Here is a 13460-nt window from a genome sequence, read left to right as displayed (position 1 = left end):
CGGCTTACGGGAAATCGGGAAATAGGTTGCTTTCAGCTGGCAGCCCGCGGCCGCGCCGCGCCATTGCGCCAGCGGGCCAGGTGCTCCTCGGCGTAGAGCCGCAGGCAGCGCAGCACGGCGCTTTCGTGCTGCACGAGAAAGAAGTGGTGGCCGTCGAACATGTCGAGGGAAAAGCCGCTGGCGGCGTCTGCCTGCCAGTCGAGCAACTGGTCGACGCGCACGCTGTCTTGCTTGCCGCCGAACACATGGATCGGCATGCCCAGCGGCGCGCGCTGGCCGTAGGTGAAGCTGCCGCACAGGAGGAAGTCGGCGCGCAGGATCGGCAGCATCAATTGCATCAGCTCGGGGTTGGCCAGGGCTTCTTCGGCGGTGCCCTGCAATTCGCGCAGGCGGGCAATCAGTTGCTCATCCGACTTTTCGATGGCGTACTCGCTGACATCACGGCGTGCCGGGCCGGCGGTGCCGGAGGCAAACAACGCGAGCGGTGCGGGCACGCCACGTTCACGCAGGGCGTGGGCCAGCTCGAACGCCAACAGGCCGCCAAGGCTGTGGCCGAACAAGGCATACGGGGCATTCAGGTCACGACTGATTTCATCGGCCAGCTGCGCAGCCAGGGCTTTGATGTCGCGCTGCAACGGCTCATCCATGCGCATGCCGCGCCCTGGCAACTCCAGCGGGCACACCTGCAACCAATCAGGCAACGCCCGGCGCCAACGCGCATACACCATGGCACTGGCCCCCGAATAAGGCAGGCAAAACAGGCGCAGTCGAGTCGAGACACTCATCGAATGAGGGCTCCAGACTTGAACACGCTGTATGCACGATAGAAACCCATGTCGTCCTCCTGCGGGCGCTGATCCCTGGCCGTTTGTTAACGGACCTGTCACCCATGAGAACGGACGGAGCGGGCAAATAATTAGTCGGTGGGGAGGAGCGAGACAGGGTTCACACCTTCAAGAACCACGCAAGATTAGTTCGTCTTCTCATTTGACAATCATTATCATTAAGAATAATTTGTTGCACGATGTGCAGGAGGCCCCAGCACGGACGCCCTCCCCTACCTCTTTTGCGACAAGGTGATTTCCATGACGGAACAAGTATCCACAGGCAGGTGCGACTCACCCCTTCTGCAGGCGTTTGTCGACAATCGACTGATTCTGGTGAAGATCGCTGCACGTATTACCGGCTGCCGCTCGCGTGCCGAAGACGTTGTGCAAGACGCCTACTTCCGCCTGCAATCGGCGCCGACGATCACCTCATCGTTCAAGGCGCAATTGAGCTATCTGTTCCAGATCGTGCGTAACCTGGCAATTGACCACTACCGTAAGCAGGCCCTGGAGCTCAAATACTCGGGGACGGAAGAGGAAGGCTTGAATGTGGTGATTCACGGCGCTTCACCGGAAACCTCCCACATCAACTTCAATACACTGGAAAACATCGCCTGCGCCCTGACGGAGCTGCCACAGCGCACCCGCTACGCGTTCGAGATGTACCGGCTGCATGGCGTGCCGCAAAAGGATATCGCCAAGGAACTGGGCGTATCGCCAACCTTGGTGAACTTCATGATTCGTGATGCGCTGGTGCATTGCCGCAAGGTGTCGGGCAGCCACAGCGATACGTTTGCACGGCGGATTTGAAAACGGTGCCATTCCACCGTTTGATCTCTGTGCTGACTTCAGCGCACCGCGGTTACATCGATACGATACGGCTCAAAGATCTTCAACATCTCCCCACTGTCACGCAGCCGCTTGAGCAACCCGGCAAACGCCGCGCCGGTAATCGGCGCCTTCGGCCGCACTAACGCATAGTGGTGATACACCTGGTCGATGCGCTCCGAGACCAGGAACTGCCCGGCCATGTCGGCATTGCGCACCATGAAATCACTCAAATACGAGCGTGTGACCAGCGCAATATCGGCCCGCCCGCGCGCAACCATCAACAGGTTGCTGTCATGGGAATAGGTCAACGTGGCGTTGAAGTGTTCGGCCATGTACTTGGGGTCGGGGTTGAAGTTGGCGAAGGCGTAGTGATAACCGCTGAACACCGCCAGCCGCTTGCCGGCGAGGTCGGCGAAATAGCTTTGGTCGCGACCTGGCTGACGCTCGGCGACAAAGATTTCCGCATCTTCCAGGCCCATGTCGACGCTGGTATGGGGAATGTCCTGCCAGCCCCAACTGGGGTTTTCAAAGATCGCCATGTCGACCCGGCCTTGTTCGAAATCTCGAAAGCGCCGTGGGATGGACGTAGGCACCAGCACAAACTGGTAGTCGGTTTGCGAGGCGTTCAGGGCTTCCACCAGTTGCGGCAGCAGACCGGTGTCGGCACCCTGCTCAGGCCGCACCGTGTAGGGCGGAAAATGCGCGGCGCCAATCCTCACCAATTGCCCAGCCGAAGCCGGCACCCACCACGCGGTGCCCAATGCCCATAGAGTTAGTCCTGCAGCCAGCCGCCATGGCGAAAACATTGAGGCACGCACCGTTCAACACGTTGATGGCAATAAGCTAGGCGTTTTTGTCAGGTGAGACAACTTTCCACCGAAAAATTAATAGCTTGCGCCTCAATCGGCCTTCAGAACCATCAACAGCGCTTCTTCGGCCAGTTGCTCGAGTGTGAGGCTGCCTTCGGCGCGGAACCACGTGGTGGTCCAGGACAAGGCGCCGGTCAGAAAGCGCCGGGCGATAAACACATCGCCCTTGATGTAACCGGCGGCCTTGGCCTCGCCCAGCACCTGCAGCCATATATCTTCGTACACATCACGTAGCGCCAGCACCTGGGCCTGGCCGTCGGCCGACAGCGAACGCCATTCGTAGACCAGCACCGCCATGGCTTCGCCGCTGCCGCCCATGATTGACTGCAATTCGCAGCGAATCAGCGCCAAAACACGTTCACGCACCGTGCTCGCTTCCTCAAGCGAGGCGCGCATCATCGCGGTGTTGTAATGGATGGTTTCCTCCATTACCGCCCGCAGGATCTCGTCCTTGCTCTTGAAATGATGAAAGATGCTGCCGGACTGGATGCCCACCGCACTGGCCAGGTCACGCACCGTGGTGCGCTCAAAGCCCTTGTTGCGAAACAGGTGAGCCGCGGTTTGCAGCAACTTGCCCCGTGCACTGTCAGGGTCGGTCAAATGACCGCCGTCGACCATGGTGCGCATCACCCGCAGGGCTTTTTGCTCATCCATGCTGCTCTCCTTCATTTCTACTGACGTCTTGGGCGGCAATTTAGGCCGTGGCCGCCACCCAAGCAAGCGCTTGGGCAAAACTTGTGAGCGGAGTTTACAAACCAAGCGCTTGCTTGGTAGTCTCGACGCCAGCCATTCGAGGAAGGATTTCTCATGAGCAAGACGGTTCGTATCGGCTGTGCCAGCGCCTTCTGGGGCGATACCTGCACCGCAGCCGCCCAGTTGGTGCACGGCGGCACGCTGGATTACCTGGTCTTCGACTACTTGGCGGAAGTCACGATGTCGATCCTTGCCGGCGCACGAATGAAAGATCCCCAGGCCGGCTACGCCACCGATTTCGTCGAGGTGCTCACGCCGCTGCTGGGCGATCTCCAGCGCCAGGGCATCCGCGTGATCAGCAATGCCGGCGGCATAAACCCCCAGGCTTGCGCCGCCGCACTGCAAGCAGCCTGTGACAAGGCCAACATTGCGCTGAAAATTGCCGTCCTGCTGGGCGACGATTTGCAACCCCGACTGAAACAACTGCCGGGCATTACCGATATGTTCAACGGCGCGCCGCTGCCGCCGATGTGCGTTTCCGCCAACGCCTACCTCGGTGCGCCAGGCATTGCCAAAGCCCTGGAGCTGGGCGCCGATATCGTCATCACCGGCCGCGTGGTCGACAGCGCCGTGGTCAGCGCTGCGCTGGTGCATGAATTCAACTGGTCATGGCAGGACTATGACCGCCTGGCACAGGCTGCACTGGCGGGGCATATCATCGAATGCGGCGCGCAGTGCACCGGCGGCAACTTCACCGATTGGCGCGACGTGCCGGACTACGAGCAGATCGGTTTTCCGATCATTGAGGTCAGTGCCGATGGCCAATTCACCGTCAATAAGGTCGACGGCAGCGGCGGGCTGATCAGCGAACTCAGCGTGGCCGAACAGCTGTTGTATGAAATAGGCGACCCGCGCGCCTACCTGCTGCCTGATGTGATCTGCGATTTCAGCCAGGTGAAACTGCAACAGCAAGGCAAACACCAAGTACGCCTGCACGGCGCCAAGGGCTTGCCACCTACCGACCAATACAAGGTCAGCGCCACCTACCCCGACGGGTTCCGCTGCACCGCCAGTTGCCTGATCGCCGGGATCGACGCAGTGGCCAAGGCCGAGCGGGTCAGCCAGGCGATCATCAATAAAACGTCGGCACTGTTCAGCCAACGTGGCTGGGCGCCCTACACCGAAGTCAACATCGAATTGCTCGGCAGCGAAGCCACCTACGGCACCCATGCCCAGCGTCACGACTGCCGCGAAGTGGTGGTGAAACTGGCGGTGCGGCACCCGAGCAAACAGGCGCTGGTGCTGTTCGCCCGCGAGATTGCCCAGGCAGCCACCGGCATGGCGCCGGGGTTGACCGGGATCGTCGGTGGGCGACCAACGGTGTACCCGCTGATTCGGCTGTTTTCATTCCTTATCGATAAATCATCCTGTGAGCCGGTGATTGGGTTCCAGGGCCAGCGCCATGCCATTGAGCTGCCCGTGACTGCCCACCTGCTTACACCGACCGCTGCCGTCGAGCCACCCAAACCCCAAGGCCGTGCGGATGCCAGCGTGCCGCTGGTGAAACTCGCCGTGGCACGCTCCGGCGACAAGGGCAACCACAGCAATATCGGCGTCATCGCCCGCCACCCCGACTACCTGCCGTGGATCGCCGAAGCGTTGACCCCGGAAGTGATCGTCGACTGGATGAACCACGTGCTCGACCCGCTGCACGGCCGCGTCGAACGCTGGTACTTGCCCGGCAGCCACAGCCTGAATTTCCTGCTGGAAAACGCCTTGGGCGGCGGCGGCGGCGGCATCGCCAGCCTGCGCATCGACCCCCAAGGCAAAGCCTTCGCCCAGCAACTGCTGGAAATCCCCATTGCCGTGCCGCAACACATCGCCGATCAACTCACCTAAAGGACTGTCGCCGTGGCCTTCGATTCGATCTTCAAAGCCGACCTGTTCCAGGGGCAAACCGTGATTGTTACCGGTGGCGGCAGCGGCATCGGCCGCTGCACCGCCCATGAACTCGCCGCCCTTGGCGCCCGGGTCATCCTGGTGGGACGCAAGCCGGAAAAGCTTTCGAAGGTGGCCGCCGAAATTGCCGAAGACGGCGGCACCGCCCATTGGCAGGCTTGCGATATTCGCGAGGAAGACGCGGTGAAAGCGCTGGTGACGCAGCTCATTGATGACCATGGCCCGATCCATGGACTGGTGAATAACGCCGGCGGTCAATACCCGTCGCCACTGGCCTCGATCAACCAAAAGGGCTTTGAAACCGTACTGCGCACCAACCTCGTCGGCGGTTTCCTGATGGCGCGGGAAGTGTTCAACCAGTCCATGAGCAAGCACGGTGGATCGATCGTCAACATGCTCGCCGACATGTGGGGCGGCATGCCCGGTATGGGTCACTCCGGCGCGGCGCGGTCGGGCATGGACAACTTCACCAAGACCGCCGCCTTTGAATGGGGCTATGCCGGCGTGCGGGTCAACGCCGTGGCGCCGGGGTGGATTGCCTCCAGCGGCATGGACACCTACGACGGCGCGTTCAAGGCGGTGATCCCGACCCTGCGCGAACACGTGCCGCTCAAGCGTATCGGCACCGAATCGGAAGTCAGCGCGGCCATTGTGTTTCTGCTCAGCCCCGCCGCGGCGTTCATCAGCGGCAGCACCCTGCGCATCGATGGCGCCGCCAGCCTGGGCAGCCGGGCCTGGCCGCTGCCCAAGGCGCAATCACCGAGCGAACCCTTCAATGGTTTCCACCGCGCCTACCTGCCGGATGTGCTCAAGGCGGAGCAATAACCTATGCCGCTCATTGAAACGCAGATCGACAGCCACAGCCCACAGTTCGCGCAAAACCGCGAAGCCATGTTGGCGGCCATCGCGCAATTGCGCCAACTGGAACACAACCTGCTGAGCAAGGCGCAGGAAGCCAAGCCCAAGTTCGACAAACGCGGCCAACTGCTGCCCCGCGAACGGCTCAACCTGCTGCTGGACCCCGGCGCGCCGTTCCTGGAATTGGCCAGCCTGGCCGGTTACAAACTCCACGACGACAAAGACGGCAGCGCGGCCGGCGGCGGCTTGATCGCCGGCATCGGCTACGTCAGCGGCGTGCGCATGCTGGTGGTGGCCAATAACAGCGCGATCAAGGGCGGCACCATTTCCCCCTCCGGCCTGAAAAAGTCCCTGCGCCTGCAACAGATCGCCATGGAAAACAAACTGCCAGTGGTGACCCTCGCCGAAAGCGGCGGTGCCAACCTCAACTATGCGGCCGAGATTTTCGTCGAAGGCGCACGCAGCTTCGCCAACCAGGCGCGCATGTCGGCCATGGGGTTGCCGCAGATCACCGTGGTGCACGGCTCGGCCACGGCGGGCGGCGCGTATCAGCCGGGGCTGTCGGATTACGTGGTGGTGGTGCGCGGCAAGGCCAAACTGTTCCTTGCCGGGCCGCCGCTGCTCAAAGCGGCGACCGGCGAAGTGGCGACGGACGAGGAACTGGGTGGCGCCGAGATGCACGCGCAAACCGCCGGCACCGCCGAATACCTGGCGGAAAACGATGCCGATGGCGTGCGCATCGTGCGCGAAATCGTCAGCCTGTTGCCGTGGGATGATCGCCTGGCGCTTGCGCCAAAACGGCCTTATACCGAACCGCTGCACCCCATCGAAGAGCTCTTGGGGCTGGTCCCTGACGACCCGAAAAAACCCTATGACGTGCGCGAAATCCTCGCGCGCCTGGCGGACGGTTCCAACTTCCTCGAATTCAAGGGCGAGTTCGATGCCCACACGGTCTGCGGCCATTTACACATCCAGGGCCGCGCTGTCGGCGTGATCGGCAATAACGGCCCCATCACGCCCAAGGGTGCAAGCAAGGCCGCACAATTTATCCAGCTGTGCGACCAGAGCCGCACGCCGCTGCTATTCCTGCACAACACCACGGGTTTCATGGTGGGCACGGAGTCGGAGCAACAAGGCGTGATCAAGCACGGCGCGAAAATGATCCAGGCCGTGGCGAATGCCCGTGTGCCTAAACTGACCGTGGTGGTTGGCGGCTCCTACGGCGCCGGCAACTACGCGATGTGCGGCCGAGGCCTGGACCCACGGTTTATCTTCGCCTGGCCCAACAGCCGCACGGCGGTGATGGGCGGCGCGCAGGCAGGCAAAGTGCTGCGCATCGTCACCGAGGCCAAGCAACTCAAAGACGGTTTGGTGCCCGACCCCAAGGTGCTGGATATGCTGGAACAGGTCACCGCGCAGAAGCTCGACAGCCAGTCCACTGCACTCTATGGCAGCGCCAACCTGTGGGACGACGGGCTGATTGACCCACGGGATACCCGCACCCTGCTGGGGTTTGTGCTGGACATCTGCCATGAGGCCGAGGTGCGGCAGTTGCAGCCCAACAGCTTCGGTGTGGCGCGTTTCTAACAGGAGAACAAGAACAATGATCTTTACCCAGGAACATCAGGAACTGCGCCGCACCGTCCGCGCCTTCGTCGACCGCGAGATCAATCCGCACGTGGATGAATGGGAAAAAGCTGGACGTTTCCCCATCCACGAGATCTTCCGCAAGGCTGGCGACCTCGGCTTGCTGGGTATTTCCAAGCCGGAAAAATTCGGTGGCATGGGCCTGGACTACAGCTACTCCATCGTTGCTGCCGAAGAATTCGGCACCATTCGTTGCGGCGGCATCCCCATGTCCATCGGCGTGCAGACCGACATGTGCACCCCCGCCCTCGCCCGCTTCGGCTCCGATGAATTACGCGACGAATTCCTGCGTCCGGCCATCAGCGGCGAGCAAGTGGGCTGCATCGGCGTCTCGGAAACCGGCGCCGGCTCCGACGTGGCCGGGCTGAAAACCCATGCGCGCAAAGACGGCGACGACTACGTGATCAACGGCAGCAAAATGTGGATCACCAACTCGCCCAGCGCCGACTTTATCTGCCTGCTGGCTAACACCTCCGACGACAAGCCGCACATCAACAAGTCGCTGATCATGGTGCCCATGAACACGCCGGGTATCAGCGTCAGCCCGCCCCTGGAAAAGCTCGGCATGCACAGCTCCGAAACCGCCCAGGTGTTCTTCGATGGCGTGCGCGTACCCCAGCGCAACCGCATCGGCCACGAAGGCGCGGGGTTCATGATGCAAATGCTGCAGTTCCAGGAAGAACGCCTGTTTGGCGCGGCCAACATGATCAAGGGCCTGGAATACTGCATCGACAGCACCATCGACTACTGCAAGGAACGCCAGACCTTCGGCAAGGCACTGATCGATAACCAGGTCATTCATTTTCGCCTGGCCGAATTGGCCACCGAAATCGAATGCCTGCGCGCGCTCGTCTACCAGGCCACCGAGCAATACATCAAAGGCCAGGACGTGACCCGCCTGGCGTCGATGGCCAAGCTCAAGGCCGGGCGCCTGGGCCGCGAAGTCAGCGACAGCTGCCTGCAATACTGGGGCGGCATGGGCTTTATGTGGGACAACCCGGTAGCCCGCGCCTATCGCGACGTGCGCCTGGTGTCGATTGGCGGCGGCGCCGACGAAATCATGCTGGGCATCATCTGCAAACTGATGGGCACCCTGCCCGGGAAAAAATCATGAACACCCTGCTGCTAGAACCGCATAACGGCGTGCTGCACATCACCCTCAACCGCCCCGCCAATCGCAATGCCATGAGCCTGGAAATGGTTAATGAGCTGCGTGCGGTACTGGCGCAATTGGACAGCCAGGTGCGTGCGCTGGTGATCAGCGGTGCGGGTGGGCACTTCTGTGCAGGGGCGGATGTGAAGGACATGGTCACCGCAGGCGGCAAGACGCAGTTGCAGGCGCTGAACCGCGCGTTCGGCACCTTGCTGCAGGAGGTGGAAGCGGTGCCGCAAGTGGTGATCGTGGTACTGCAAGGTGCGGTGCTCGGCGGTGGGTTTGGGCTGGCCTGTGTGAGTGATATTGCGCTTGCCGACCATCAGGCGCAGTTCGGCTTGCCGGAAACCAGCCTGGGCTTGTTGCCGGCGCAGATCGCGCCCTTTGTGGTCAAACGTATCGGCCTGACCCAGGCGCGACGGCTGGCGCTGACGGCGGCGCGGTTTGACGGGGTTGAAGCCCATCGGTTGGGGGTGGTGCATTTTGTGGAGAACGACCCTCAGGCGTTGGCAGAACGCTTGGACGATGTATTGGGGCAAGTGCTGCGGTGCGCGCCGGGGGCGAATGGCCGAACCAAAGCCCTGCTGCTCGCCAGCGCAGAGCAACCAATCGGACCGCTACTGGATCAGGCCGCACAGTGGTTTGCCGAGGCGGTGACGGGTGTAGAAGGAATAGAGGGGACCCAGGCTTTTGTGCAGAAGCGTAAACCGGGGTGGTGCAAATGACGCCTTCGCAGGCAAGCCAGCCCCCACATTTTGCAACGCATTCCCCCTGTGGGAGCGGGCTTGCCCGCGATGAGGCCCGAGCACATACCCCATACGCCAAGGGATAATCCAATGCCCGCATTCAGCAAAATCCTGATCGCCAACCGCGGTGAAATCGCCTGCCGTATCCAGCGCACCGCCCATGCCCTGGGTTACCGCACAGTCGCCGTCTACAGTGATGCCGACACCCAGGCCCTGCACGTTCAAATGGCTGATGAAGCCGTTAATATCGGCCCCGCTCCGGTCAATCAGTCTTACCTGAACATCCCGGCCATCCTTGAGGCTGCCCGCAAAACCGGCGCCGACGCCGTGCATCCCGGCTACGGCTTCCTCTCCGAAAACGCCCAATTCGCCAACGCCTGCATTGACGCGGGGCTGACCTTTATTGGCCCAAGCGTTGAGGCCATCGAACTGATGGGCAGCAAACGTCTGTCCAAACTCGCCATGCTCGACGCCGGCGTCCCCTGCATCGCCGGCTACCAGGGCCACCGACAAGACGACGCCACCTTGCAGCAGGAAGCCAACCGCATCGGCTACCCGCTGATGATCAAAGCCAGCGCCGGCGGTGGCGGGCGCGGCATGCGCCTGGTGCACGACAGCACCCAACTGCTCGACCAACTGCGCACCGCACGCTCTGAATCCCTGAACGCCTTCGGCAGCGACGAACTGATCCTCGAACACGCCCTGATCGAACCGCGCCACGTTGAAATCCAACTGTTCGGCGACAGCCATGGCAACCTCATCTACTTGGGCGAACGCGACTGCTCGATTCAGCGCCGCCATCAGAAAGTCATCGAAGAAGCGCCCTGCCCCGTGATGACACCCCAGCTGCGCCAGGCCATGGGTGAAGCGGCGCTGAAGGCCGGGCGCGCCGTCAATTACGTGGGTGCCGGCACCGTGGAGTTCCTGCTCGACCGCAACGGCCGCTTCTATTTCCTGGAAATGAACACCCGCCTGCAAGTGGAGCACCCGGTCACCGAATGGATCACTGGCCTGGACCTGGTGGACTGGCAACTGAAAGTCGCCGCCGGTGAACCGCTGCCCTTGAAACAGGCTGAGGTGACCCTGACCGGCCATGCGATGGAAGTACGCCTGTACGCCGAGGACCCCGCCCAGGGCTTTCTGCCGCAAACCGGCAATGTGCTGCGTTGGGAACCCGCCGCCGGTGTGCGAATTGACCATGGCGTACTGGAAGGCCAACGCATCAGCCCGTTTTATGACGCGATGCTGGGCAAAATCATCGCCCATGGGGCCACTCGCGAAGAAGCCCGACGCAAACTGCTGCGAGCGGTGGAGGACACTGTGCTGCTGGGGCTGACGACCAATCAGCAACTGCTGGTGGACCTGCTCAGGCAACCCGACTTCATCGCAGGCGATTTCAGCACCGGTTTTATCGCCGAGCACTTCAATGAAATTAACCGCCAGCCGGCGACGAACGAACAGGTCGCCCTGGCGGCCGCGCTGTTTTATCAATCCAACGCCAATGCCCACCGTCAGGGTTTATCGGGATGGCGCAACAATGCCAGTGTGCCTTGGACCTATCGCCTGGACATCAACGATTACGTCCGCGATGTCGCCGTCAGCGTGCTGGAGAACCATCGTCTGCACGCCAACGGCATCGACATCAGCCACCTGAGCACCGACGGCCGCTGGGCCACCCTGGTGATCAACGGCGTTCGCCGTCGCATCGCCTATCACCTCGACGACACCCAGCTCTGGCTACCCGGCTTGAAGGTCATTAACCGCACTCAACAAGTCGCCAGCCGTCAGGCGGACGCCAGTACCGGCATCGTCAAGGCGCCAATGGACGGCGCGATTGTCGACATACGCGTGAGCGTCGGTGAGACCGTCACCAAAGGCCAGCTGCTGTTGGTGCTGGAAGCCATGAAAATGGAGCACCCACTGACCGCCGGCATCGCCGGTGTCATCAAAGGTATGCAGGTGGTTGCGGGTGACCAGGTGCGTAATCGCCAGGTTCTGCTGGAGATTGAGTAAGGCGCGGGTTGCATGAAAAAACAGCGCGGAACTACACAGTCGCGCTACGCTCTATCCCCAACAGGAAAGGACGAGTACGGGAACCTGCACGATGCCTCATTGGCTGATTATTGACCTTGAAGCCACAACGGATGAAGGCGGCTGGCCCGTGACGGAGATGGAAGTCATCGAGATCGGCGCAAGCCTGGTGAACCGCCAGGGCCGCGAGCTGGATCACTTCCAGCGCTTTGTGCGGCCGCTGCGTCGCCCATTGCTGACGCCTTTCTGCCGCCAGCTCACTCACATCACCCAGGCCAACATCGACGCTGCTGCGCCGATTACCGAGGTATGGCCGCTCTTCGAGCGCTGGCTGGGCCAACATCACTCACGCCTGGAAGGCTGGGCCAGTTGGGGTGACTACGATCGGGCACAGCTTGAGCTTGAATGGCAACGCCATGGCCTGGCCAGCGCGCTTGCCCAGACGCCGCATGTGAACCTCAAGCAGCGCTTCGCCAAGGCCCGGCGCCTGGACAAGCCGCTGGGGCTCAACGGCGCGCTGCAATTGGCGGGGATGCAGTTCCATGGCCAGCAACATCGGGCGCTGGAAGATGCGCGCAACACCGCACGCCTGCTGCCGTTGATTTTGCCGGTCTAGGCAGCTCCCCTTGCCTTGGGCATACTGGCCAACCTTTCCAGCCCCTTTCTTCCGAGGATTCCCCCATGTTCAAAGTCAACGAATACTTCGACGGCACCGTCAAGTCGATCGCTTTCGGCACCGCAGAAGGTCCGGCGACCATCGGCGTGATGGCTCCGGGTGAATACGAATTCGGCACCGCCCAGCGTGAAATCATGCACGTGGTGTCCGGCGCCTTGAGCGTCAAACTGCCTGACGCCAACGACTGGGAAACCTTCGCTGCCGGCAGCCAGTTCAATGTACCGGCCAACAGCAAGTTCCATCTGAAGGTCGCTGTAGACACAGCGTACCTGTGCGAATACCGCGGCTAAGCGTTCGCCCGGACAAAAAAATGCCCATCTCGCAGGAGACGGGCATTTTTTATGGGTGAATGAATTACTCGAGAATGGTCACCGGCATACCCACTTCCAGGTGCCCCAGGCCGTCGTTGACCAGGTTCTGGCCGAACATCACATCGCCGTCCTGCTCGCGGTAGGTCTTGAGCGTGGTCAACGGTTCGCGGTCGGCACTGCGCTCGCCGCTGGATGGGTCAATGGTGGTGAGGATGCAGCGTGAGCACGACTTGACCACGCGAAACTCTACATCGCCAATGCGCACACGCTTCCAACCATCTTCGGCGAAGGCCTCGCTGCCTTCTATCACCAGGTTGGGGCGAAACCGCAGCATCTCCATGGGGCGGCCAATGCGCTGGGACAAGTCATCCAGGGAGGCCTGACCGATCAACAGCAGCGGGAAGCCATCGGCGAATCCAACTTTGTCGTCATCTTTGCCGTAGCCATCTTGAGTGGTGCGCGCGCGCTCCACCGGCACTTGCACCAACCGCGTCGGCTTGCCGATAAAGTCGCTGACCCAGGCCGCCGCCGCGGCGCCCGCATCCGGCACGCGCAAGGTGTCGCGCCAGATAGTCACGCCGCGCAATTCGGCGTCGCTGCTCGGCAGAGCCACGTCCAGCGACGCAAAACCAGGTGAACTCAGGGTCAGGCCACCGGCACTGTTCCACAACGCCGACAACTGGCTCATCTTCGCCACCGCCCGCTGCGTGAGGAACCGCCCGCTGCCTTCGTCCACCAGCATCCAGCGTCGATCACCGGCCAGCCCGAGTTCATCCAGGCCGATGTGCGGCAAGGTTTCGGCCTTGCCGGACTTCAAGGGATAACGGTAAAGCGCGCTGAGACGAAGCATGGGCCTGCA

General features: G+C 61.8%; 13 protein-coding genes. 9 read left to right on the top strand and 4 right to left on the bottom strand.

Features of this window, described 5'->3' with window-relative positions; genetic code table 11:
• Positions 1–32: 32 nt before the first annotated feature.
• The gene (locus ACI77D_RS03165; RefSeq protein ID WP_407016034.1) at positions 33–785 is read right to left on the bottom strand and encodes a thioesterase II family protein; all 753 of its coding nucleotides are present in this window, start codon (positions 783–785) and stop codon (positions 33–35) included.
• A gap of 300 nt (positions 786–1085) precedes the next feature.
• Here ACI77D_RS03165 and ACI77D_RS03160 point away from each other — a divergent pair, with 300 nt between their 5' ends.
• Entirely contained in the window at positions 1086–1637 is a 552-nt protein-coding gene (locus tag ACI77D_RS03160; RefSeq protein ID WP_064453418.1) for an RNA polymerase factor sigma-70, read from the top strand.
• Positions 1638–1675: 38 nt separating this feature from the next.
• On the opposite strand, the gene ACI77D_RS03155 is transcribed toward ACI77D_RS03160, so the two are convergent.
• Together ACI77D_RS03155 and ACI77D_RS03150 are read right to left on the bottom strand one after the other, a co-directional pair.
• The gene (locus ACI77D_RS03155; protein ID WP_064453419.1) at positions 1676–2464 is read right to left on the bottom strand and encodes an ABC transporter substrate-binding protein; all 789 of its coding nucleotides are present in this window, start codon (positions 2462–2464) and stop codon (positions 1676–1678) included.
• A 93-nt stretch (positions 2465–2557) separates the two neighbouring features.
• Entirely contained in the window at positions 2558–3181 is a 624-nt protein-coding gene (locus ACI77D_RS03150; RefSeq protein WP_064453420.1) for a TetR/AcrR family transcriptional regulator, read from the bottom strand.
• A 153-nt stretch (positions 3182–3334) separates the two neighbouring features.
• On the opposite strand from ACI77D_RS03150, the gene ACI77D_RS03145 reads away from it, so the two are divergent.
• The 8 genes from ACI77D_RS03145 to ACI77D_RS03110 all read left to right on the top strand — a co-directional run bounded on the left by ACI77D_RS03145 (position 3335) and on the right by ACI77D_RS03110 (position 12580).
• Positions 3335–5119: an acyclic terpene utilization AtuA family protein gene (locus ACI77D_RS03145; protein WP_407016033.1), complete on the top strand. Its 1785-nt coding sequence runs from the start codon at positions 3335–3337 to the stop codon at positions 5117–5119.
• A gap of 12 nt (positions 5120–5131) precedes the next feature.
• Positions 5132–6004 carry an SDR family oxidoreductase gene (locus ACI77D_RS03140; protein ID WP_407016032.1) on the top strand — a complete coding sequence of 291 codons (873 nt, stop codon included), beginning with the start codon at positions 5132–5134 and terminating at the stop codon, positions 6002–6004.
• Between the two features lie 3 nt (positions 6005–6007).
• Positions 6008–7624, top strand: coding sequence for a geranyl-CoA carboxylase subunit beta (gene atuC / locus ACI77D_RS03135; protein ID WP_064453423.1), 1617 nt, complete (start codon positions 6008–6010; stop codon positions 7622–7624).
• Between the two features lie 16 nt (positions 7625–7640).
• The gene (atuD, locus tag ACI77D_RS03130; RefSeq protein WP_064453424.1) at positions 7641–8798 is read left to right on the top strand and encodes a citronellyl-CoA dehydrogenase; all 1158 of its coding nucleotides are present in this window, start codon (positions 7641–7643) and stop codon (positions 8796–8798) included.
• The gene (locus tag ACI77D_RS03125; RefSeq protein WP_407016031.1) at positions 8795–9562 is read left to right on the top strand and encodes an enoyl-CoA hydratase/isomerase family protein; all 768 of its coding nucleotides are present in this window, start codon (positions 8795–8797) and stop codon (positions 9560–9562) included. The genes atuD and ACI77D_RS03125 overlap by 4 nt, the downstream gene beginning before the upstream one ends.
• Before the next feature lie 111 nt (positions 9563–9673).
• Positions 9674–11596 carry an acetyl/propionyl/methylcrotonyl-CoA carboxylase subunit alpha gene (locus tag ACI77D_RS03120; protein WP_407016030.1) on the top strand — a complete coding sequence of 641 codons (1923 nt, stop codon included), beginning with the start codon at positions 9674–9676 and terminating at the stop codon, positions 11594–11596.
• A 91-nt stretch (positions 11597–11687) separates the two neighbouring features.
• Positions 11688–12230 carry an exonuclease domain-containing protein gene (locus tag ACI77D_RS03115; protein WP_064453427.1) on the top strand — a complete coding sequence of 181 codons (543 nt, stop codon included), beginning with the start codon at positions 11688–11690 and terminating at the stop codon, positions 12228–12230.
• Positions 12231–12295: 65 nt separating this feature from the next.
• Positions 12296–12580, top strand: a complete 285-nt coding sequence (locus ACI77D_RS03110) for a pyrimidine/purine nucleoside phosphorylase (RefSeq protein ID WP_064453428.1) — start codon at positions 12296–12298, stop codon at positions 12578–12580.
• Positions 12581–12644: 64 nt separating this feature from the next.
• Here ACI77D_RS03110 and ACI77D_RS03105 read toward each other — a convergent pair whose 3' ends face one another.
• The gene (locus tag ACI77D_RS03105; RefSeq protein WP_407016029.1) at positions 12645–13451 is read right to left on the bottom strand and encodes an MOSC domain-containing protein; all 807 of its coding nucleotides are present in this window, start codon (positions 13449–13451) and stop codon (positions 12645–12647) included.
• Between the last annotated feature and the right edge of the window lie 9 nt (positions 13452–13460).

The organism is Pseudomonas sp. O39 (assembly GCF_045447295.1).
Classification (GTDB): Bacteria; Pseudomonadota; Gammaproteobacteria; order Pseudomonadales; family Pseudomonadaceae; genus Aquipseudomonas; species Aquipseudomonas antarctica_A.
Note: the sequence above shows the minus strand (reverse complement) of the source record. Positions and strands in the feature narration are given on the sequence as shown.

Coding starts and splice junctions, on each gene's coding strand:
- ACI77D_RS03165 (WP_407016034.1), bottom strand. CDS start 785: ATGAGTGTCTCGACTCGACTGCGCCTGTTTTGCCTGCCTTATTCGGGG.
- ACI77D_RS03160 (WP_064453418.1), top strand. CDS start 1,086: ATGACGGAACAAGTATCCACAGGCAGGTGCGACTCACCCCTTCTGCAG.
- ACI77D_RS03155 (WP_064453419.1), bottom strand. CDS start 2,464: ATGTTTTCGCCATGGCGGCTGGCTGCAGGACTAACTCTATGGGCATTG.
- ACI77D_RS03150 (WP_064453420.1), bottom strand. CDS start 3,181: ATGGATGAGCAAAAAGCCCTGCGGGTGATGCGCACCATGGTCGACGGC.
- ACI77D_RS03145 (WP_407016033.1), top strand. CDS start 3,335: ATGAGCAAGACGGTTCGTATCGGCTGTGCCAGCGCCTTCTGGGGCGAT.
- atuC (WP_064453423.1), top strand. CDS start 6,008: ATGCCGCTCATTGAAACGCAGATCGACAGCCACAGCCCACAGTTCGCG.
- atuD (WP_064453424.1), top strand. CDS start 7,641: ATGATCTTTACCCAGGAACATCAGGAACTGCGCCGCACCGTCCGCGCC.
- ACI77D_RS03125 (WP_407016031.1), top strand. CDS start 8,795: ATGAACACCCTGCTGCTAGAACCGCATAACGGCGTGCTGCACATCACC.
- ACI77D_RS03120 (WP_407016030.1), top strand. CDS start 9,674: ATGCCCGCATTCAGCAAAATCCTGATCGCCAACCGCGGTGAAATCGCC.
- ACI77D_RS03115 (WP_064453427.1), top strand. CDS start 11,688: ATGCCTCATTGGCTGATTATTGACCTTGAAGCCACAACGGATGAAGGC.
- ACI77D_RS03110 (WP_064453428.1), top strand. CDS start 12,296: ATGTTCAAAGTCAACGAATACTTCGACGGCACCGTCAAGTCGATCGCT.
- ACI77D_RS03105 (WP_407016029.1), bottom strand. CDS start 13,451: ATGCTTCGTCTCAGCGCGCTTTACCGTTATCCCTTGAAGTCCGGCAAG.